The organism is Brevibacterium sp. HMSC063G07, from assembly GCF_001810665.1.
Classification (GTDB): Bacteria; Actinomycetota; Actinomycetes; order Actinomycetales; family Brevibacteriaceae; genus Brevibacterium.
Window position 1 is genome coordinate 254080 of record NZ_KV802321.1, and the last position, 21285, is coordinate 275364.

Below are 21285 nucleotides of genomic sequence, written 5' to 3' on the forward strand. Positions count from 1 at the left end.
ATCTCGGTCGGATACCCTGCCGCCGGTTCGGCTCAAGCGCTCCACGATTCAGCCGGAGTGGCCTCGAGTCCGACTTGGAAGCCGCCTGCGTGCTCGCCCGAGAGGCAGATGACTCCGGGGCCGTCGTCGGCGCGTCAGGCTCTCAGCCGCGAGCACAGAGACGCGCGGGTCGAGGGCGTCGTCAGGAGTGTTTGCGGCAGCGTAGTGACGTCGTTGTCGATTTCTTTCCCGTCAATATTCGCCGGGGCAGTATCGTGTCAAGACCGCCGACCCATAGGATCAGCATGACCACTACGGACGAGGCAACGGAGGCGGGATGGCAGAGCGATTCCTGTATTGGGAGCAGGTCGAGGAGATCAAGCAGCTCAAGCGCGAAGGCCGATTCCGAGAGGCGTTCGACCTGCTCAGTCGCTGCCGCGAAGCTGTGACGATGGAGGCGCTGTACCCGCACGAGGAAGACGGGTACATGCGTGCGCCCGCCACGCCCGCACCGTGGTATTGGTGGGAAAGTGCAGTCATCCTTCGACGACTCGGAGACCGCAGGGCAGAGCGGGCCATTCTCGAGGACTTCGAGGCGCTCAAGATCCGCCATCTTCGCGCCACCAACGGAGAAGCTGTCTTCATCGGCTCGATGTTTCCCAAGATTCAGGAGCGACTGGACAAAATGCGAGAACAGGATGGGTAGAGGAGGCTTTTACCGCTTAGGTTGGTGTGCCTGCCGGTCCTTCTCTCGCTTGGCCTGTGCGTTGACGTGGTCCAGTGGGGGCGCAGGATGTCGGTCGCATCGGGTGTCAGGTGCCCGTATCTATCCGCGGTCGTGGTGATGCTCCTGTGCCCGGCCAGCTTCGAGATGGTCATGATGTCGGTTAGGCCGCTGGCGGCGAGACCGCTGATCCAGCTGTGCCGCAGATCGTGTGGCGCATGTGGTATCGTGATGCCCGCCTGCCGTCGTGCCGAGTGCCAGAGGTGAGTGCGGAAACCCGAGTCGTTGAAAGGGACTCCGTTCCTGTTCTGGAAGACGTAGTCGCTGCCATAACGCCTGCTTTGGCCCAGATGTGCGTTGAGGACAAGCGCGAGTTCACGGGGGAGAGGGAGTCGTCGAGCGCCTGCTGACGTCTTCGTCGTGCCGTCTGCCTTTGTGCCCATCGTCTTTGTGCCGTCCGGCTTCTCGGTCACCGTCTTCTTCCGTTCAGAGCGAATCGTGACGGTGGCCTCCTCTGGGGCGCCGATGTTAAGGTCCTCGACCTTCAGCGCCGTTGCCTTGCTGATGCGGCAGCCCGTCAGTTGGAGGAATAGTGCCATGAGGCGCGCCTCCGGGTCGGGGATCGCGCGGATGAGCCTGTAGCTGATCTCCCGGGTCATGTAGCGGTCGCGGCTCTGCTCAGAGACACGTCCGAAGGCGATGGGGTGGCGACGTTCGTCGTCACCACTTGACGGCAAACAGCGAGATCGAGAGCGCCGAAGATGATGGCCAAGTGATTCTTCGCCGTCTTGGGTGCCATCGCCTTCCACGTCGCGCGGACAAGGGTGAGCACATCGTCGTGCGTGAGTACCTCCGTGGCCTTGTGTCCGATGTGGGCCTCGATGTGGCGGGCACTCATCCGCTCATAGTCCGGGCGTCCTGACTCCGATGCCGTGCTGCCGTCGGCGATCCACCTCGCGATCGACTGCGAGATCGTTTCGCGCCTGCCATCACTGACCGCGGCGATGTAACGGTCGTCGGCCTCATCTCGGTTCCCGCCGGCGGCTTCCACAGCGCACTGGTAGAGCTGAGCCTCAGCTCGTGTGTTGAGAAGCTGCGTGGCCTACTTTCCTGCCCGTCCATGCGGCCGCCAGACCACCTGCCAGCCATGAGAGCCATCCTTGCGCGGTTTGCCTTAACGGATGCTCGCCGTAATGCCCCCAGAGGAGGACATGAGTGCCACCTTTCTGTCGGGGACGGACAGGTCTATTCTGACCCGATTTCTAGGAGAGTGCTCAGACGTCTTCAGTGAAGGTCGAGCTGGCCCTGCGTGTCCTAGTCCTCGACATCATCATCCAACGTCAGCTCCGGCAGGATGCGGTTGACGACGGCTTCGATCTTCTCCGCGATGCCGTCCTTCTGCAACGCCTTTCGTATGAGTTTGCGCTTGGCTTGGAACGTCTTTCCGCCAGAAACATCCGTCAATGAGGCTACTTCTTCCGCCCGAGAGACAAGATCGACAAGCTGGGCGTGGTCGTCGTTCTCATGGTCAAAGAGGTCAAAGGGAACTGAGAACACGTATTTGTCGAAGTGCCTTGCGCCGAACAAACCTACGGCTTGAAATGGGCGAACTCGCTCGACCAGCGTCTGAGAATTGAGGATACCGGTGAGGTAACGGGCTTCTAATAGAGAATCCGTTTGCATCCAGTATGCCTGGTGGTCGATCATCGTTCTTGCACTGTTCCTAATCCAAGATGCAGCGATGTTGTTCCCTGACTTTGGGTATAGGACGAGATAGCCGCCCGACGAGCCGAGCTGTGCTGAAAGCTGACCGAGAAAGTCCACGTGTTCAGCCAGAGTTTCTTCCGTGCCGGGCTTCTTGTTCGCATCCCAGTGTGCTTCTGCCGTTCGCCACCACGGCTCGATATTCGGATCACGGAAGGCATCGTCACGCGGAATCAGACTGTCGTCGCGAATCGGTAGAACTACTCGCTCCGTAGGGAGCGAGTCATAGGGCATGAGGTGTTCGCCGAGAACACCGTCGAACACATATTCAGCACCGACTGCTGCCGAGATCGGCGCTAGAGACTTCCACGGTGCTTTGTCCAGCCTTGCAACGCGGGACCGCAGCATGACCTTGCCTGCTGCGACCCCGAGCGGACCAGCCTCCTGCTCAACTGCCCACATGAGCCGACGCGGTACGAGAATCGCTCCCTGTCTGAACCGCCGCGCATAAGGAGATTTGGGTAGGTCGTCCGATGTGACCTGCTCCAACCGGACGTTCTTCGTTGTGATCGAATCACGAGCTTTGTCCCACGGCTGTGATGGGGGATTGAGGCGCCCTGAGAACGCTTTTGCCTTCATCGGCATCTTGTTGGCCTTGTCCGGAGACGTGCGCCCGACGATGACACCCGACGTGATGGGGAAGCCTGTCGAGACGTTCTGCAGGTCCCACACCTCGTCGAATTGAGCGTATTCGTGTGGGCGGTCCTCACCGACATGGAGTGCCCAGTTGCCTGTGCGGAACCCAGCGCTCGACTTCCGCGTCAGTGCGGAGTGGGGCATGACGAAGGAGAACCGGCCTCCGCTGCGGAGGTACAGTTCACACGCCCGTGCGACGAACAGCGTGGCGAGGTCGCGACCCGAGGCTCCGAGTCGACCGATGATGAGGTTGTGGTCGCGGGAGTGGTCGAGGAACTTCTTCTGCATCCAGGCGTTCATCTTGTTGTAGCGCAGCCACGGCGGGTTGCCGACGAGGATATCGACACGGTTGTCGGGCATGGAGAGCCACACGGGACGGATGAGGTTGCGGACGTAGTAAGCCCAGATACGGTCACGGCCCATGAGCTCGAGCCCGAACATCCTGGTTCCCGTCTGCGTCATCGTCTCCAGTTCGTCCTTGCTCAGCTCCGGGAAATTCGCCTGCAGGCTCTTGTTCAGATCCTTTGCGAACGTGCCTTCGAGTTTGGAGAGGTTGTCGTGGCGGGATCGTTGATCGGACGACTCAAAGCTGACGACGGCAGCCGCGATCGAGTTGATGATTTCGTCGAACCTCTGGGTGTCGCGCATGAGAGAGACCGGAATCCTCAGCGGGTCTTCTGAGATGAGCGCTTCGTCAGCCGAGAGGATCGAAGATCCGGACGTCGGGATAGTTACCGTGTCGGCGGCAGCGAACAAGTTTTTCGACTGCTCCCACTGCACTGAATCACCGATGTAGACCGGAACTGAGAAGCCATCACGCGGCTTCTGCAGCCGCTCCGTGCCGATCGCGAGAAGATAGGTCACTCGGGCAAGCGCCACGGCGACCGGATGGATGTCCATGCCGAAGACGTGAGAGACGACGCCGTTGATCGCCTCACGGTTGTCGATCCCGGCCTCATCCGCGGCTTCGAGGTAGTCACGGACAGCGTGGAAGATGAATGTGCCTGAACCACACGAGGCGTCGAGGACACGGTTCTCCAACGGGTCGTAGCCAAGTTCATCAAGCATGTGCTCCGCCAGCCAGTCTGGCGTGTAATACTCTCCGAGGTTCTGACGAGTCTCAGGGGTGACGATGCTCTCATAGACGTGTTTGAGCACATCGTGGTCGACGTGCTTCCAGTCGAAACGAGCCAGGCGGTTGGCAAGCGTTGTGATGAACTCGTGACCGCCGTCGACTTCGAGGGGCCAGTCGAAGAAGTCGGCTTCGACGACACCGTTGATCTCTGCCTGAGTGAAGAGGGTGCCCTGTGCGAGCTGATCGGCTGTGAGTGATCCGGACCTCGACACGTCGTAGCCGATGACTGCGTGGGCGATGATTTCAGCGGTGAGGACAAGGAGCGTGTGGTCGACGAAGAGCTGGATGTCGCCGTCGAAGTCTTCGCCGAATGCTGTCCGCAGCAGCTTGTCCCACAGTTCCCGTTTGAGCTGCACTTCGGGATCCTCGACTGCAGACTCGAAGAGCGCCAGCAGTGTCGCGTGGTCGGCCTTATAGCTGGGAGACGATGCACCAAGCACCTGCTCGATGCGTTCGGGAGTCGGGTAGATGCCCTCAACACGGGAGAGGATCGCGCCGAGCCAGTCGAGGAGCTTCGTCTCGTCTGCCGCTGAAGAGATGACGAGTTCGTCGCCGACGAGGACGATACCTCGGTGGTCGCCGACTTCGGGAATGTAGAGCCGCCAGTGCCGGCCGTCGGTGAGGATGCCGTAGAAGCGGGTGCCGGTCTCCCTCACACGGCGATGGACATAGCCTGCGAGCTGTGCTTCTGCATCGACGAGCACCTTGCCGGCGTGGAGGTCTCGCTTCACCTCGATGACCGTGGTGGCGACTTCGATGTCGATCCTGCGGCGGGTGCCGTCTCCGGTCGGAGATTCGAGGTTGACCTCTTCGACGTTGTCGTCGATGAGGTTGAGGTTCGACGACAGGATGAGCTGTCGTACATCTGACTGAATGGTGGCTTCGGAAACTCCGCTCTCGTGTGCGCGGGCGAGGCGGGCGATGATCGTCGAAGTCGTTTCAAACACAGCGAGCTCCTGCACTGGGCATCCGCCCTATGCGGATGCTACACGTGCGGCTCGCCCCTTCATCAGCGAAGAAACGAGCCGCAAGAGTCACACTCTCCCTGATTCTGAGTCACACTTCGGTATTCCGCCTAGTGTTCTCCCTGGTCAGGTGGGGTGTTGACCTGTACCGGATGCGGGACTCGAACCCGCACATCTTGCGATAGAGCATTTTGAGTGCTCCGCGTCTACCAATTCCGCCAATCCGGCATCAGGGTAATCGTAGTGCACGCGCTCAGATGCACAAAACAGGCGCCACCAGCGCCGTCTTCTGTGCGCAGACCTGGCCTGCCATACCGTTTGCGCGCTGAGCCGACTACGATGGAGGCGTGTCTAACCCAGATCAAGAACTTCAGCCCGTACGCCGAGTCATCGTCGCCGAAGACGAATCCGTTATCCGACTCGACATTGTGGAAATGCTCCGGGAAGTCGGCTACGACGTCGTAGGCGAAGCAGGCGACGGCGAATCAGCCGTCCGCCTTGCCGAAGAGCTCCGTCCCGACCTTGTGGTCATGGACATCAAAATGCCGAAGCTCGACGGCATTTCCGCAGCCGAAAAGATTGCCAAGGCCAGCATTGCTCCCGTCGTGCTGCTCACCGCGTTCTCCCAGACGGAACTCGTTGAGCGCGCCCGCGATGCCGGTGCCATGGCCTATGTCGTCAAGCCGTTCACGGCCGCCGACCTGGTTCCGGCCCTGGAGATCGCACAGTCGCGCTATCAGGAGATCCAAGCACTGGAATCTGAGATTGCGGACATGACCGACCGCTTCGAAACCCGGAAGCTGGTCGAACGAGCCAAGGGCCTGCTCATCTCCAATATGGGGCTGACCGAACCCGAAGCGTTCCGCTGGATTCAGAAGACGTCAATGGACCGTCGTCTGACAATGCGCGAAGTCGCCGAAACTGTTCTCAACCAGCTCGATTCGAAAGACTGAGCTTTCGCTGAAGGCGGTCCTGACCGACGCTCGGACAGGACCGCCTTCGCCGTGCGGTGGCCGTGAACGGCCGGACCTGGTGTAAAGCTGATGCTCTAGCCTCAGGCCTGGGGCTGGAGCACCAGGTTGGTGATCCGCACGATCGACAGCAGTCTGCTGTCGTCGTCGGTCATGCGGACTTCGTGGTTGATGATGGTCCGACCGGCGTGGATCACTTCGGCACGTCCCCGGACGCGACCGCTGCGGGCGGCTTTCAGGTGAGTTGCGTTGAGGTCGACGCCGACGACGTTGGTGCCCGCGCGCAGAAAGGAATGCTGGGAGGCCAGGGTTTCTGCAAGTGCTACGTGGGCGCCGCCGTGGAACAGCCCGGCTGGCTGCTTGTTGCCCTCAACGGGCACGCTTCCGCTCAGGAAGTCGTAGCCGAGTGAGTCAATTGACATGTTCATTGCGGCCATGAGGGTGTCATCGCCGAATTGCGGATGGCCGGCGAGGATCGCCGCGTACTCGGTTTCGCTCAGTCCCGGTGCCAGTGGTGTGATCTGCTTCATGTTCCTCCTTGCTGTGGTCACTCTAGCCGATCCCAGCCGGCGGTTAGCGCAGTGGTTTTGCCGGTAGTGTGGGGGGTGTGAGCACCAAGAGACTTCTTCTGATTGACGGTCATTCCCTTGCCTACCGGGCCTACTTTGCTCTGCCGCCGGAGAACTTCTCAACGGCTGACGGTCAGACCACGAACGCTGTTTTCGGCTTTGCCAGAATGCTGCTGACCGCCGTCAATTCGCTCGAACCCACTCACGTGGCCGTGGCGTTCGACCTGGGTCGGCAGACCTTTCGGCTCGAAGAGTACCCGGAGTACAAAGCCGGTCGGGCAAAGACTCCGGAGGACTTTCACGGTCAGGTGGACCTCATCAAGGACATGCTCACCGCCTTCGGCGTCCCGGTCATCACTCGGGAGGGGTACGAGGCGGATGACCTCCTGGCCTCGCTGGCGCGCCGGGGTGCGGGGGAGGGCTATGACACCCTCATCGCATCGGGTGACAAAGACTCCTTCCAGTTGGCTGATGACAACATCACAATCATGTACCCCAAACGGGGTTTCACCGATCTGCAGCACATGACGCCGCAGGCAGTGGAAGACAAGTACGGTGTCACTCCGGCGAACTACCGGGGCCTTGCCGCGCTCGTGGGCGAAAAGGCGGACAATCTGCCCGGCGTGCCCGGGGTGGGCGAGAAGACGGCCGCAAAATGGCTGACCAAGTACGGTGACCTTCCCTCGATCATCGACAACGCCGAGGACGTCGGCGGCAAGGTCGGGCAGAGCCTGCGCGATCACATTGCGGATGTCGAACGCAACTACCGCCTCAACAGGCTCATCGACGACCTTGACATCCCGCTGGATCTTGCTGATGCAGCTCTGGGCCGCGGCAGCGCCGAAGAGATCACCGAGCTGTTCGACGCGCTCGAATTCCGTCAGCTGGCAGCAGAAATCGGGCCATTCCTCGGCGGCGGGGAAATCCCTGCGCCCACCGGGAGCGAAGCTCCCGCTCCACAGAAGACCGACAGCATCCGCGCTGTTGCGGAAGCCGCTTCCGGCAGTGTCCTGGGTGTGGACGTCGATCTCGACACGCCCGACCGCCTGGGCTTTGCCGCAGGTGACAGCGCGTGGCTTATTGACCTGAGCACTCTCAGCCCGGACGCCCAACAGCAGCTGTCGGCCCTTCTGACTGAGCATCCGCAGATTGCAATGCACGACGCCAAACCGCAGATCAAAGCTTTAGCCGACAACGGTCTTCGGGTGAGCGTGTGGACGGACACGGAGCTTGCCGCCTACCTGCTGACACCGGACGCGCGCGGCTATGACCTCGAAGAACTTGCCCAGAGCCGTGCTGGCATCGCTGCGGCTGAGCCGGACGAAAACGCCGGCACTCTGCTGGAGAACACGAATGATGAAGCAGCGGCCAGAAAGGCTTTTCTCGCATCCCGGCTGGCCCCGATTCTGCGGGACCAGCTCGAAGAGTACAGTCAGCTTGCAGTTCTCGACGACATCGAGATGCCCGCGCAGGCGGTCCTGGCGGCGATGGAGCGAATCGGCATCAACATCGACTCCACGCAGCTGCAGAACCTCATCGACGAGTTCGGACGCGAAGCCGACCAGAGCGCCGAAGACGCCTACAGCGCCATCGGCCACACCGTGAACCTGGGTTCGCCCAAACAGCTGCAGACCGTGCTCTTCGACGAACTCGACATGCCGAAGACCAAGAAGACGAAGACCGGCTACACCACCAACGCCGATGCTCTGCACGACCTGTTTCGCAGAACCCAGCACCCTTTCTTGGAGCACCTGTTGGCTCACCGCGAACGCATCAAGCTCAAGCAGACGGTTGTGGGTCTGAAGAAGGAGATCGCCGACGACGGACGGATTCACACCACCTACCTGCAGACGATGACTGCAACCGGCAGATTGAGCTCAAAAGACCCCAATCTGCAGAACATACCGGTCCGCACCGATTCGGGCCGGAGAATCCGCGGTGTATTCACGGCCGATGCCGATGCGGGCTTTACGGACCTTATGAGCGCTGACTATTCGCAGATCGAAATGCGGATCATGGCTCACCTGTCCGGTGACGAAGCGCTCATCGAGGCCTTCCGCGCCGGTGAGGACCTGCACTCCTTCGTGGCCGGCCAGGTTTTTCAGATCCCGGTTGAGGATGTCAGTCGGCAGCAGCGCGAAAAGGTCAAGGCCATGTCCTACGGGCTGGTCTACGGTTTGTCGGCCTACGGGCTGTCGAATCAGCTGGGCATCAGCCCGACCGAAGCGTCGGATCTCATGGCCGAGTACTTCTCGCGTTTCGGTGCGGTGAAGAAGTACCTTGACGGTTCGGTCGAAGAAGCTCGCCAGAGGGGCTACACCCAGACAATGTACGGTCGCCGTCGCTATCTGCCGGCACTGCAGTCCTCAAGCCGCCCACAGCGCGAAATGGCCGAGCGGGCGGCTCTCAACAGTCCTATCCAGGGAACTGCGGCGGACATTATGAAGATCGCAATGTTCCGCATTGCCGACGCCCTTGCCGAGGCGGATCTCGCCTCGCGCATTCTCCTGCAGGTGCACGATGAAGTGATTGTCGAGTGCGCCGCCGGAGAGTTCGACAGCGTCGAGAAGATTGTGGTCGATACGATGCGCGATGCCGCTGAGCTCAGCGTTCCCCTTGACGTCAATGTGGGCCGTGGGCCGGACTGGCAGTCCGCGGCTCACTGACGCGGCGCTCATACGGCTGTGGTCCCACCCGAAAAGTGGGGCCACAGCCGTACTGAGTCACTGTGCCAAGCGGGTGGAGAAGATCGCGGTGCCGGGCATGAGCTTGCCGCGCAGGGGGGACCATCCGCCCCACGAGGTTTCGTTGTCTTCGGGCCATTCGGGTTCGGTGAGCTTTTCCAGTGTGAAGCCGGCTCCGTGGATCAGTGAGATCCAGTCGCCCAGAGTGCGGTGGTGTTCTGCGTAGACCGGATTTCCCTGTTCGTCGAGTTCGACATAGGGGGTGCGGTCGAAATAGGAGTATTCGACGCACAGGCCGTCTTCGCCGGGCAGATCAGGGAATATCCAACGCAGCGGATGGGTGACGGAGAATACCCACCGACCACCGGGGCGCAGAACGCGCGCGGTTTCAGCAAGCACCTTTTCGGCGTCTTTGACAAAGGGGAGGGCACCGTAGGACGAAAAGGCAATGTCAAATGAGCCCGAGGGGAACGGCAGCTGGCGGGCATCTGCCAGCAGGAACGTCGGCGGGGTGGCGGAGTCGCTCAGCGGGTTTTCCCTGGAGAGTCGGGCGGCCTGTTCGAGCATGCCGGACGATACATCGCATCCGGTGACGATTCCGCCCTGTTCTGCAACCCAGCGCGAACACTGCCCGGCCCCGCAGCCGATCTCGAGCACCTGTCTGCGCGCAACATCGCCGAGCAGGTTGACGTCGTCTTCGTTAACCCCTTCTGGACACCAGATGAATTCTTTGGCACCGAGAAAAGAGCCGTGCTCGGCCAGGTAGTCCTCCGCGGAGTTGTCCCAGTAGGTGCGATTGGCCCGAACAGAGGCCTCCTCGTCGATCGGAAAGTATCCGCCGGAGATGATGCTGGGGTAGCCGTCAGACGTGCTCATACACTTCCATCCTCATTAAGCAGCGGGCTGTCTATTCTAAAGCGACTCAATGGATGTTACGCTTGATCATTGTGTAATGCTTGCGCCGCTCTGCTCGCCCGCGTACACACAATAATCTGTCCATATCAACACGAGCTCCGGACCGAGCAGCCCGCCCGGACCGGATAATCCAAATCGGAGTCCCTAACTTTATGACCACTACCACGCCGGACGCGGCGAACACCAAGCAGGTCGCTGTCGACGACATCGGATCTGCGGAAGATTTCCTCGCGGCAGTCGACGAAACCATCAAGTACTTCAACGACGGCGACATCGTTGAAGGCACAGTCGTCAAGGTTGACCGCGACGAAGTCCTGGTCGACATCGGATACAAGACGGAAGGCGTCATCCTTTCGCGCGAACTGTCGATCAAGCACGACGTCGACCCCTCTGAGGTTGTCGAAGTCGGGGATCCGATCGAAGCACTCGTGCTGACGAAGGAAGACAAAGACGGACGCCTGATGCTCTCGAAGAAGCGCGCACAGTACGAGCGCGCTTGGGGCGACATCGAAAAGATCAAGGAAGACGACGGCGTCGTCACCGGTTCGGTCATCGAAGTCGTCAAGGGCGGCCTCATCGTCGACATCGGACTGCGCGGCTTCCTGCCTGCTTCGCTTGTGGAAATGCGCCGCGTGCGCGACCTCACGCCGTACATCGGCCAGGAAGTCGAAGCCAAGATCATCGAGCTCGACAAGAACCGCAACAACGTCGTTCTGTCGCGCCGCGCATGGCTGGAAGAAACCCAGTCGGCCGTCCGCCACGACTTCCTGCAGACCCTGCAGAAGGGCCAGGTGCGCCCCGGTGTCGTGTCGTCGATCGTCAACTTCGGTGCATTCGTGGACCTGGGCGGAGTCGACGGACTCGTCCACGTGTCCGAACTGTCCTGGAAGCACATCGACCACCCCTCCGAGGTCGTCGCAGTCGGCGACGAGGTCACGGTGGAGGTTCTCGATGTCGACATGGACCGCGAACGCGTTTCACTGTCGCTCAAGGCCACCCAGGAAGACCCGTGGCAGCACTTTGCTCGGACTCACGTCATCGGCCAGATCGTGCCCGGCAAGGTCACCAAGCTCGTTCCGTTCGGTGCGTTCGTTCGCGTCGAAGACGGCATCGAAGGTCTCGTTCACATCTCCGAGCTCGCCGTTCGGCACATCGACCTGCCCGAGCAGGTCGTGTCGGTTGACGAAACCATCTACGTCAAGGTCATTGACATCGACCTGGACCGCCGCCGCATCTCGCTGTCGCTCAAGCAGGCCAACGAAGGTGTCGACCCGGACGCGGAGGAATTCCTCGACCCGGCTCTGTACGGCATGCTCCAGGAGTACGACGAAGACGGCAACTACAAGTACCCCGAAGGCTTCGACCCCGAAACCCAGGAATGGATGGAAGGCTACGAAGCGCAGCGCGAAGAATGGGAGCAGCAGTACGCTGCAGCCCAGGAGCGCTGGGAAGAGCACAAGAAGCAGGTTGCGCGCGCAATCGCCGCCGACGCCGAAGCCGCCGCTCAGGCCGGCGACGACGCCGCCGGTGCGGGCGCTTCGTTCAGCACGGAAGAATCGGCTGATGACGAAGGCACCCTCGCTTCGGACGAAGCTCTCGCCGCTCTGCGCGAGAAGCTTGCAGGCAGCTGATCTCCTCTGAGATGAAGCCGCGGCCACTCCCACGGGGAGGGGCCGCGGCTTCTGCTTTCCACATCAGAAAACTCGCTCCCTGGCTGATCTACACTGCCGTCCTGGCCTGCTTGTCCGCGGTCGTCTACGCGGAGCTCTTCGGCGGCTTCGGCTCAAGAGTCTTTGCTGACAACGACGATTCGTCCCTCTTCATCTGGTGGATAGCCCACACGGCCGATGTTGTCGGCGGATGGCTGGGCAGACCCACCTTTGACAGTTCTCTGCTCTACACCACCGCAATGAACGCCCCAGACGGTGTCAACGGAGCGTGGAACACCTCGCTTGTCGGCATAGGCCTGCCGCTCGTGCCGATCACCTGGGCGTTTGGTCCGATCGTAAGCTACAACCTCGCCATCGTGTGCGCCCCGGTGGTGTCAGCCCTTGCGGCAGCGCTTCTCTGCCGACGCTTCACCGCTCATCTGCCCGCATTCTTCGCCGGCGCCCTGTACGGTTTCTCCACCTACACCATCGCCCAGTCTTCGGGCCACCTGAATCTGGCCAGCGCGGCCTTCCCGCCTTTGGTGGTGCTGCTGATGCTGCTCATTGCACGCGACCGCCGTTGGACGGTGCCCTTCGGCATTGTTCTGGGCTGGCAGTTCTATATTTCAACTGAGCTGTTGGCGGGCACCTTCCTCGCAGTCCTTGTCTTCGCGGCTTCAGCAAGCCTGTCGGCGTGGTCTCACGTTCGGGCCTCTGCGCCTGCTGTTCTTCGCCGAGGTGCAATCGCTGCGGTCATTGGACTTGTCATAGCTGCGCCTCTGCTGTTCACCATGTGGTTCAGACCGAACGCTCCGCGGGAAGCCATCCGCCCGCACGGGGTGTGGAACACCGATGTTCTCGATGCGGTCACCCCGGGCCACTACACCCGAATCGGCGGGGGAGCGAAGCTGCCGCGGATTGAGCCGATTGACCCCTCGGAACTTGGCGGCTACCTGAGCGCACTGTGGCTTGTGCTGTGTCTTATCGCCCTCATCGTGCTGTGGAAGCGAAGCCCAGCGGCCCGCACCGCTGCCCTGACCGGGGCTGGCGTGTGGGTTCTGTCCCTGGGCTCACCGGTGCTTTTAGGCGGCGAGCAGGTGCTGCCCCTAGGGCCGTTCCGGCTGGTGGAGCTTACACCCGTGCTTGGAAATATTCTTCCGATGCGGTTGATGATCCATGTTGTGCTCGCCTGTTCTGTTCTGTCGGCGCTGCTGATGGAACGTGCGCGTGCTCTGCCGGTTCGCGCTCTGACCGGCGCTGGACTGGCAAGTGTGCTCGTATTGACAACCGCGGCCCCAGTTCCCGCGCGTGACCTCCACATCCCCGCGTTCTACACCCAGTCGATTCACGACACGATCCCAGCAGGATCGCTGGTCAAAACACTTCCCAGGCCGCGGGCCTGGGCCTATCCTCGGGCAGACGAGGCGATGGTCTGGCAGGCCGTGTCCGGTATGCACTACCGCGAGACCGGGGGCTACTTCATCGGCGGGCGCGACGACGCACCCGTAACCTATGCCGCGCCCGCCGATTCGCTGGATATCCTCCTAGAAGAAAAGCGCGGCGGTCCCGTGCCGAGTGCTGCAGAACTGCAAGACGGAGTCAGAGAGCTGTGCGGCGGGGGAGTTGACTACATCCTCATTGCCGACGACGGCTTCTACCTGCCGCAGTCAGCCCCGGACATCGCACAGGCCGTCGGCGAAGCCGCCGGTGTGACGCCTCAACATACAGGCGGGGTGTGGATGATCAAGCTGAACAAGGAGCAAGGATGCTGAAAATAGGTCTGACCGGCGGTATCGGAGCCGGAAAGTCAACTGCGGCAGCGCTGTTCAGAGCGCGGGGCGTACCCGTCATCGACTCGGACGTTGTTGCACGCGAAGTCGTCGAACCCGGACAGCTCGCCCTGCGGGCACTGCGTGAGCGCTTCGGAGAGTCAGTTGTCAAGGACGGAGAACTGGACCGCGCTGAACTTGCTCGAATCGCATTTGTCGACGCCGAATCCACACGGGCCCTCAACGACATCATGCACCCGGCTATTGCACAGCGCACCGCTGAGCTGTTTGCCGAGCAGGCCGGAAGCGGGACCGTCGTCCACGATGTTCCTCTGCTGGCTGAGAACAGCATGGAAGACGACTATGACCTTGTCGTCGTCGTCGACGTTCCCGCCGAAGTGCGCTTACAGCGGCTGGTGCAGCTGCGCGGAATGGACGAAGCTGATGCTCGCCAGCGGATTCTCCGCCAGGCCTCAGACGATCAGCGCAAGTCAATCGCAGATGTTGTTCTCGACAATTCCGGCACCCCCGAGGAATTCGAAGAGCGATTCGAAGAGGCCTTCCAAAGCGTGATCCAACCAGCCGCGCGCAAAGCCAGGAGCTCCCAGCCCGGCCGGTGACAGCGTTCTGCTGCTGACTACCCCGTGAGTTCTGGGAAGCAGTGGGCGCGAGCCGTCCATGAGCACAGAACAGCGCCGTCGATGACGGCGCTGTTCTCTTCTCGTGGCTCTCTGATCTTTTAGGCCATAGTGGCGCTGAGCGTGATCTTCACACCCGACAGCGCTTTTGCCGCCGGGCAGGTCTTCTTGGCCCGCTCAGCGAGTGTCTGGAACGTCTTCTGCTCTATGCCCCCTGCGCGGCCGACAGTGACGAGGTGGATCTCCTTGATGCCCTTGACTGGGTCGAAGGTGACGTCGGCCCCCGTGGTGATCTGCTCGGGAGTGGCGCCCTCTTCAGCGACGATGTTGGCAAGCGCCATCGAAAAGCACGACGCAAGACCAGCTCCGATGAGCTCTTCGGGGCTTGTCACCTTGTCGACTTCGGCTTCGGCGCGGTTTGTCCAGTTGACGGTGAACGGGCCGATTCCGGCACTTTCCAGCGAAGCGGATCCTTCGCCGTCAGCCAGGTGGCCCTTCCAGGTGGCCTGTGCTTTTGTTACGCGGCTCATTTTGCCTCCTCAGATTGGGGTTCACTCCAACTCTATGCGCTCTGGCCCCTCCGGCGCTCGTGGAGCGCTGCCGTGCAGAGTAGCCTGGATGCATGGCGCAGCAGTCTCTTCCCGTTCCCAAGATCGGACACCGGCCGGAAGTCACCCGTTCGGTGGCCCCGTTCGAGGTCGTCAGCGAATACAAGCCGTCGGGCGATCAGCCCACGGCCATTGCCGAAATGGCCGAGCGGCTTCGCGCGGGAGAAAAAGACGTTGTCCTCATGGGTGCGACGGGCACGGGCAAGTCTGCGACAGCAGCGTGGCTGATCGAAGAGGTGCAGCGGCCCACGCTCATCATGGCGCACAACAAGACGCTGGCAGCCCAGCTGGCCAATGAGTTCCGTCAGCTGCTGCCGAACAACGCCGTCGAGTACTTCGTGTCGTACTACGACTACTACCAGCCGGAAGCCTATGTACCGCAGACGGATACGTTCATTGAAAAGGATTCGTCGATCAACGACGAAGTCGAGCGCCTGCGCCACTCGGCAACAAATGCGCTTCTGACCCGACGCGATGTTGTCGTCGTCTCCACCGTGTCGTGCATCTACGGTCTTGGAACACCGGAAGAGTACGTGGAGCGCATGGTTTCCCTCGAGGTCGGCGAAGAAGTTGACCGCGACGCGCTGCTCAAGCAGTTCGTGACAATGCAGTACACCCGCAACGACGTTGCGTTCACCCGCGGCACTTTCCGCGTGCGCGGCGACACCGTCGAAATCATCCCTCAGTACGAAGAGCTCGCCATTCGAATTGAGTTCTTCGGCGACGAAATCGAAGCTCTCTACACTCTTCACCCGCTGACGGGCGAAATCATTCGCGAAGAAGAGGTCATTCACATCTTCCCGGCTTCGCACTACGTGGCAGGCGAAGACCGTATGGCGCGTGCGATTGCAGACATCGAGGCCGAACTGCAGGAGCGACTGGCTGAACTCGAGGGGCAGAACAAGCTGCTGGAAGCCCAGCGGCTGAAGATGCGCACCACCTACGACCTCGAAATGATGCAGTCGATGGGCTTCACGTCCGGGATTGAGAACTATTCGCGGCACATCGACGGTCGTGCGGCGGGCACCGCTCCGAACTGTCTGCTTGACTACTTCCCGGAAGACTTCCTGCTTGTGGTCGACGAGTCACACGTGACGATCCCGCAGATCGGCGGTATGTACGAAGGCGACATGTCGCGCAAGCGCACACTCGTTGAGCACGGCTTCCGCCTGCCGAGCGCCCTGGATAACAGGCCGCTGCGGTTCTCGGAGTTCCAGGATCGGATCGGCCAGACCGTCTACCTTTCGGCTACACCCGGTGATTACGAACTCGAGCGCTCCAACGGCGTTGTCGAACAGATCATTCGCCCCACTGGCCTGGTCGACCCGAAGGTCATCGTCAAACCCACGCGCGGTCAGATTGACGACCTGCTGGATGAAATCAATCTGCGGGTGGAGCGCAACGAACGCGTGCTCGTGACGACGCTGACGAAGAAGATGGCGGAAGACCTCACGGACTATCTGCTGAACCACAATGTGCGGGTCGAATACCTGCACTCGGACGTCGACACTCTGCGCCGCGTTGAGCTGCTGAGCGAACTGCGCTCCGGTGTGTTCGACGTGCTGGTCGGCATCAACCTGCTGCGTGAGGGTCTCGACCTGCCCGAGGTGTCGCTCGTGTCGATTCTCGATGCCGACAAAGAGGGCTTCCTGCGGTCCACCACCTCGCTCATTCAGACCATCGGCCGTGCCGCCCGAAACGTCAACGGCGAAGTGCACATGTACGCCGATACGCGAACCGAATCCATGCAGCGGGCCATCGACGAAACACAACGCCGACGCGAAAAGCAGATCGCGTTCAACAGGGAACACGGAATCGATCCGCAGCCGCTGGTCAAGAAGATCGCCGACATCACGGAGCGGCTCAAACGCGACAACGAAGACACCGCCGAGCTTCTCAACGACTTCGACTACGGCAAGGGCAAACGCGGCTACAACTCGGCCCAAACCGATGAGCAGCGCGCCCGCTCGGCAGGTCAGGAGACAGGACAGCCGACATCCGTGCGTCCGCCGACGACCGACCTTCCTGAGCTCATTGCCGAACTCACCGAGCAGATGAACCAGGCGGCAGCCGACCTGCAGTTCGAGCTCGCAGCCCGCCTGCGCGATGAACTGCAGGAGCTCAAACGTGATCTGCGTCAGATCCAGCGCGAAAGCTGACAGGCTGGCCCTCACTGTGCTCTAGACTGGGTGATCGGTGAAGGGGAGTATCCTCATGTGCTGACTCGTCAACACGAAACCGTCCGGCGTCCGGTCGGACCGGGATCCGGGTCAGCAGCGTACGCAGCAGGTGCTTCGGCGCAGGAAAGACTTTCACGGATTCCAACGACCCCTAAGAAAGAACTCCCGTGCACCACGAATCAGCCAGCGGACTGTCGCTGACCTTCGAATTCATCGTTCTCGGCGTACTCTGCGCTCTTCTCCTGGCAGACCTGCTGCTCATCCTCAAACGGCCCCACCGGCCTTCGAATCGCGAAGCCGGCCTGTGGGTCGGCTTCTACGTTGTCCTCGCGCTGATCTTCGCGGGAGTGCTCTTCCTGTTCGGCAACAAGCAGGCAAGCGGTGAGTTCCTAGCCGGATGGCTCATGGAGTATTCGCTGTCGATTGACAACGTCTTCGTCTTCATCATCGTGCTGTCTGCTTTCAAGGTGCCGCCGCGCTATCAGCAGGAAGTGCTCATGGTCGGCATCATCATTTCGCTGGTGTTCCGCGGCATCTTCATTCTTGCGGGCGTGTGGATCATCGAGAAGTTCATCTGGGTGTTCTTCATCTTCGGCGCGTTCCTGCTGTGGACTGCGTGGAAGCAGGCCATGGAAAAAGACGGCGACGGCGAGGGCAGCGGCGACAACTTCCTCGTCCGCATGGTCAAGAAGCGCTTTCCCTTCACGGATGACTATCACGACAACAAGATCTTCGTGAAGATTGACGGCAAGCGATTTGCCACGCCGATGCTTCTGGTGTTCCTGGCCATCGGCACCACGGACGTCATGTTCGCGCTCGACTCGATTCCGGCGATCATGGCGGTGACTCGTTCGGCGTTCATCATCTTCACTGCGAACCTGTTTGCGCTCATGGGGCTGCGTCAGCTGTACTTCCTGTTGGAGAACCTGGCTGACAAACTGCAGTACCTCAAGTACGGCATCGCTGTCATCCTCGGCTACATCGGCTTCAAGCTCATCTACACGGCAGCCCGGGAAACCTTGGCCCACCAGCTGCCGGAGATCCCGCTGGCGGTTTCGCTCGGTGTGATCGTGGTTTCCATGACGGTGGCTGTCATCGCCAGCCTTCTCAAGCGCAAACGCGACTACCGGCACTTCCGCAGCGAGCACCTCGGCGGGTGATGCCAGTCGGGCACACAGAAAGGGCGGACGCACCGGCGTCCGCCCTTGTCAGTGAAGATCAGATCAGCGTGCCTGACCGAAGCCGCCGATGACGACATCCCATTCGTCGATGGTGGTTTCGATGATCACCCGAGCCTCGGCAAAGGGGTCATTCGTCAAGAGGTCTTCGACGTTGGCTTTCTCTTCAGCCTGGAATATCAGGAGGGCTCCCGGCTGTTGAGTGTTGACAAGAGGGCCTGAAGCCATGAGCATTCCGGCGTCAGCCAGTTTGGCCAGCCACTCCCGATGCGTGGGACGGACCTCCATCCGCGTCTGCTCGTCGTCGCTGTAGCGATAGGTGACCGCATAGAAAGCCATGGCGTTCCTCTCATGGGGAATAATGGGTAGTCCCAGTCAGTCTAGTTGAGGAATGGGTAATCGCTTCGTGAGTGCACTTGAGCAGATACCGGAGGAATTCGCCTCTGCCGACACCGTGTACGAAGCATTCGAAGACTATGTAAGCGGTTTGGGTCTGGACCTGTACGACGCGCAGCAGGAAGCGATACTCGCAGTTCTCGCAGGCGACAACACGATCGTTGCAACTCCCACTGGCTCGGGTAAGTCGATGGTCGCCCTCGCCGCCGCCTACTGGGGTGTGAGCACCGGGGTGAGGGTCTACTACACCGCGCCGATCAAGGCGCTCGTCTCAGAAAAGTTTTTCGACCTAAGCGAGCGCTTGGGCGCTGACAACGTCGGCATGGTCACCGGCGACAGTTCAGTCAACGCGGACGCTCCCGTCATCTGCGCTACAGCGGAGATTCTTGCCAACCAGGCGCTGCGCGAAGGTCCGCTGCTGGACGTGGGAATTGTCATCATGGACGAATTCCACTATTTCGGCGACCCTCAGCGCGGTTGGGCGTGGCAGGTGCCGCTGCTGACGCTGCCGCAGTCGCAGTTCGTTCTCATGTCCGCCACGCTCGGCGACACGACAGCGATAGCCGAAGGCATGGAACAGCTCACCGGCAGATCGACCTCCTATGTCACGGGTGCGCAGCGGCCGGTGCCGCTGGAGTTCAGCTACTCAGAAGAGCCGCTGCACGAAACACTCCACGCGCTCGTTCGCCACGACCAGGCGCCCGTCTACGTTGTCTCGTTCTCCCAGCGGCAGGCCGCGGAACTCGCCGGGTCGATTGTCAGCGCGAACCTTGCCACCCGGGAAGAACGCGAGGCGATCGCCGATGAGATCCGCGGCTTCGGCTTTCAGAAGGGGTTCGGAACAACCCTCAAACGCTTGCTGCTGCACGGCATCGGCGTTCACCACGCCGGCATGCTGCCCAAGTACCGCAGGCTTGTCGAGCACTTGGCGGGCCGGGGTCTGCTCAAGGTCATATCCGGCACGGACACGCTCGGCATCGGCATCAACGTGCCAATCCGAACTGTGCTGCTGACCGCTCTGACGAAATTCGACGGTTCGAAGATGCGCAGGCTCTCGGTTCGTGAATTCCAGCAGATTGCCGGACGTGCGGGTCGGGCCGGGTTCGACACGGTCGGCTATGTGGTCGCGCAGGCGCCCGAACACGAAATCGAGAACAAGAAGGCAGCTGATAAGGCTGCCAACAGCGGCAAGAAGCGAAAACCGGCCAAGAAACAGCCGCCGGCGGGCTTCGTCGGCTGGTCGCAGGAGACTTTTGAGAACCTGCGCGACAGCGAGGTCGAAGAGCTTCGCTCCCGCATGAAGATTGCGCATTCGACCGTCATCAACCTTGCCGCACGCGGGGGAGACGTCGTCAAGACCGTGCGCGACTTCATCGCCTCGACCCATGAAACACCCGCCCGCAAGCTCGATATGCAGCTGCGCGCACTGCGGATCGGCCGTGCGCTGCTGAACGCGGAAGTTCTCGTGCGCACAGAACACAGCGGTCAGGTCCGCTTTGAGCTCGCCGAGGACTTCGGCCCGCAGTTCGCTCTCAACCAGCCGCTTTCGCCGTTCGCCCTGGCGGCCCTGGAGCTTTTCGATCCCGAAGCAGACGACTGGGCGGACAATGTGCTCAGCGTCATCGAAGCGACAACGGAGGTCCCGTACCACGTTCTTCGCGGACAGCTGGACCGGCTGAAGGGCGAAGAGATCCAAGCGCTCAAATCTGAGGGCGTGCCCTATGACGAGCGCATGGCGATCATCGACGAAATGGAGCTGCCCCGCCCCAACGGCGAAGTTCTGGACGAAGCCTTCGAGGCGTTCACGCAGCACGCGCCCTGGCTGCGCGAAATCGGGATTGAGCCCAAAGCGGTTGTGGCCGACATGATCAGCCAGGCCATGAACTTTTCGCAGTTCGTCATGTACTACAAGCTCGCACGCGTGGAGGGCGGACTGCTTCGCTATCTGACTGATGTCTATCGCGCACTGGTGCAGACCGTGCCGGAAGACCTCGTGACAGAGCCGCTGAAGGACGTCATCGACTGGCTGGGCGATCTTGTTCTGCGCGTCGATTCTTCTCTCGTGCAGGAATGGGAAGCGCTTCGCAGGGCCGGTGCGGAGGAAACCGACACACTGCCGTTGGAACACGCGACGCGTAAGCTCACAGACGACGAGCGCGCTTTCACAGTCCTGGTTCGCAACGCACTGTTCCACCGGGTGCTGCTGGCTGAACGCGCCGCCTACCGGGCGCTGGGAGAGCTCGACGGGGACGACGGTTGGGACCACCGGCGCTGGGAGGACGCCGTCGAGGCGTTCTACGACGAATACGGTGAGCTCGGGGTGGGAGCCGACGCGCGTTCGGCTGATTTCATTCACATCCGCCGCGACGGCAGAACCTGGCTGGTCGACCAGATACTCGACGATCCGGAAGGCGACAAAGACTGGGCCATCCGCGCCCGGGTCGACCTCGACGCCTCGGACGATCTTGGAGAACCCGCGGTGACGATCATCGACGTCGCCCCGCGTTCGGAAATGGAGAGCTGAC

16 protein-coding genes and 1 tRNA gene are annotated in these 21285 nt (G+C 61.2%); 9 read left to right on the forward strand and 8 right to left on the reverse strand.

Going from position 1 to position 21285, the window contains the following annotated elements; all coding sequences use genetic code 11:
* Positions 1–316: 316 nt before the first annotated feature.
* On the forward strand, positions 317–685 hold the full coding sequence (locus HMPREF2757_RS01200) for a hypothetical protein (RefSeq protein WP_070572597.1): 369 nt from the start codon (positions 317–319) through the stop codon (positions 683–685).
* Here the strand turns inward: HMPREF2757_RS01200 and HMPREF2757_RS01205 are convergent.
* The 4 genes from HMPREF2757_RS01205 to HMPREF2757_RS01220 form a co-directional block, all read right to left on the reverse strand.
* Positions 646–1362, reverse strand: a complete 717-nt coding sequence (locus tag HMPREF2757_RS01205; RefSeq protein WP_070572599.1) for a tyrosine-type recombinase/integrase — start codon at positions 1360–1362, stop codon at positions 646–648. The genes HMPREF2757_RS01200 and HMPREF2757_RS01205 overlap by 40 nt on opposite strands.
* Positions 1359–1754, reverse strand: coding sequence for a hypothetical protein (locus tag HMPREF2757_RS01210; protein WP_070572601.1), 396 nt, complete (start codon positions 1752–1754; stop codon positions 1359–1361). Before HMPREF2757_RS01210 ends, HMPREF2757_RS01205 begins: the two co-directional genes overlap by 4 nt.
* Before the next feature lie 263 nt (positions 1755–2017).
* Complete coding sequence (locus HMPREF2757_RS01215) at positions 2018–5185, reverse strand: N-6 DNA methylase (RefSeq protein ID WP_176745861.1); 3168 nt, start codon at positions 5183–5185, stop codon at positions 2018–2020.
* Positions 5186–5349: 164 nt separating this feature from the next.
* Positions 5350–5431, reverse strand: a tRNA-Leu gene (locus tag HMPREF2757_RS01220).
* A gap of 119 nt (positions 5432–5550) precedes the next feature.
* On the opposite strand from HMPREF2757_RS01220, the gene HMPREF2757_RS01225 reads away from it, so the two are divergent.
* Entirely contained in the window at positions 5551–6156 is a 606-nt protein-coding gene (locus tag HMPREF2757_RS01225) for an ANTAR domain-containing response regulator (RefSeq protein WP_070572605.1), read from the forward strand.
* A gap of 101 nt (positions 6157–6257) precedes the next feature.
* On the opposite strand, the gene HMPREF2757_RS01230 is transcribed toward HMPREF2757_RS01225, so the two are convergent.
* Positions 6258–6704 (reverse strand): PaaI family thioesterase, encoded by a 447-nt coding sequence (locus HMPREF2757_RS01230; RefSeq protein ID WP_070572608.1) that lies wholly within the window; start codon positions 6702–6704, stop codon positions 6258–6260.
* A gap of 77 nt (positions 6705–6781) precedes the next feature.
* Here HMPREF2757_RS01230 and polA point away from each other — a divergent pair, with 77 nt between their 5' ends.
* A complete protein-coding gene (polA, locus tag HMPREF2757_RS01235; RefSeq protein ID WP_070572610.1) occupies positions 6782–9409 on the forward strand; it encodes a DNA polymerase I in 2628 nt (875 codons plus the stop codon).
* Positions 9410–9466: 57 nt separating this feature from the next.
* Here the strand turns inward: polA and HMPREF2757_RS01240 are convergent, their stop codons facing one another.
* Positions 9467–10303, reverse strand: coding sequence for a class I SAM-dependent methyltransferase (locus HMPREF2757_RS01240; protein WP_070572612.1), 837 nt, complete (start codon positions 10301–10303; stop codon positions 9467–9469).
* 191 nt (positions 10304–10494) lie between these two features.
* Here HMPREF2757_RS01240 and rpsA point away from each other — a divergent pair, with 191 nt between their 5' ends.
* Genes rpsA through coaE form a run of 3 tightly spaced genes read left to right on the forward strand, consistent with a single transcriptional unit; the run spans position 10495 to position 14380 of the window.
* Positions 10495–11973, forward strand: a complete 1479-nt coding sequence (rpsA, locus tag HMPREF2757_RS01245) for a 30S ribosomal protein S1 (RefSeq protein WP_070572614.1) — start codon at positions 10495–10497, stop codon at positions 11971–11973.
* Positions 11974–11984: 11 nt separating this feature from the next.
* A complete protein-coding gene (locus tag HMPREF2757_RS01250; RefSeq protein WP_070572616.1) occupies positions 11985–13763 on the forward strand; it encodes a hypothetical protein in 1779 nt (592 codons plus the stop codon).
* Complete coding sequence (coaE, locus tag HMPREF2757_RS01255) at positions 13757–14380, forward strand: dephospho-CoA kinase (RefSeq protein ID WP_070572618.1); 624 nt, start codon at positions 13757–13759, stop codon at positions 14378–14380. The genes HMPREF2757_RS01250 and coaE overlap by 7 nt, the downstream gene beginning before the upstream one ends.
* A gap of 119 nt (positions 14381–14499) precedes the next feature.
* Here coaE and HMPREF2757_RS01260 read toward each other — a convergent pair whose 3' ends face one another.
* Complete coding sequence (locus HMPREF2757_RS01260; RefSeq protein WP_070572619.1) at positions 14500–14928, reverse strand: OsmC family peroxiredoxin; 429 nt, start codon at positions 14926–14928, stop codon at positions 14500–14502.
* 92 nt (positions 14929–15020) lie between these two features.
* Between HMPREF2757_RS01260 and uvrB the strand changes: the two genes are divergently transcribed.
* Complete coding sequence (gene uvrB, locus HMPREF2757_RS01265) at positions 15021–17165, forward strand: excinuclease ABC subunit UvrB (protein ID WP_070572621.1); 2145 nt, start codon at positions 15021–15023, stop codon at positions 17163–17165.
* Between the two features lie 188 nt (positions 17166–17353).
* Positions 17354–18346: a TerC family protein gene (locus HMPREF2757_RS01270; protein WP_070572623.1), complete on the forward strand. Its 993-nt coding sequence runs from the start codon at positions 17354–17356 to the stop codon at positions 18344–18346.
* Positions 18347–18409: 63 nt separating this feature from the next.
* Here HMPREF2757_RS01270 and HMPREF2757_RS01275 read toward each other — a convergent pair whose 3' ends face one another.
* Positions 18410–18703, reverse strand: coding sequence for a YciI family protein (locus HMPREF2757_RS01275; RefSeq protein ID WP_070572624.1), 294 nt, complete (start codon positions 18701–18703; stop codon positions 18410–18412).
* Between the two features lie 52 nt (positions 18704–18755).
* Here HMPREF2757_RS01275 and HMPREF2757_RS01280 point away from each other — a divergent pair, with 52 nt between their 5' ends.
* Positions 18756–21284 carry a DEAD/DEAH box helicase gene (locus HMPREF2757_RS01280; RefSeq protein ID WP_070572626.1) on the forward strand — a complete coding sequence of 843 codons (2529 nt, stop codon included), beginning with the start codon at positions 18756–18758 and terminating at the stop codon, positions 21282–21284.
* Position 21285 lies beyond the last annotated feature (1 nt).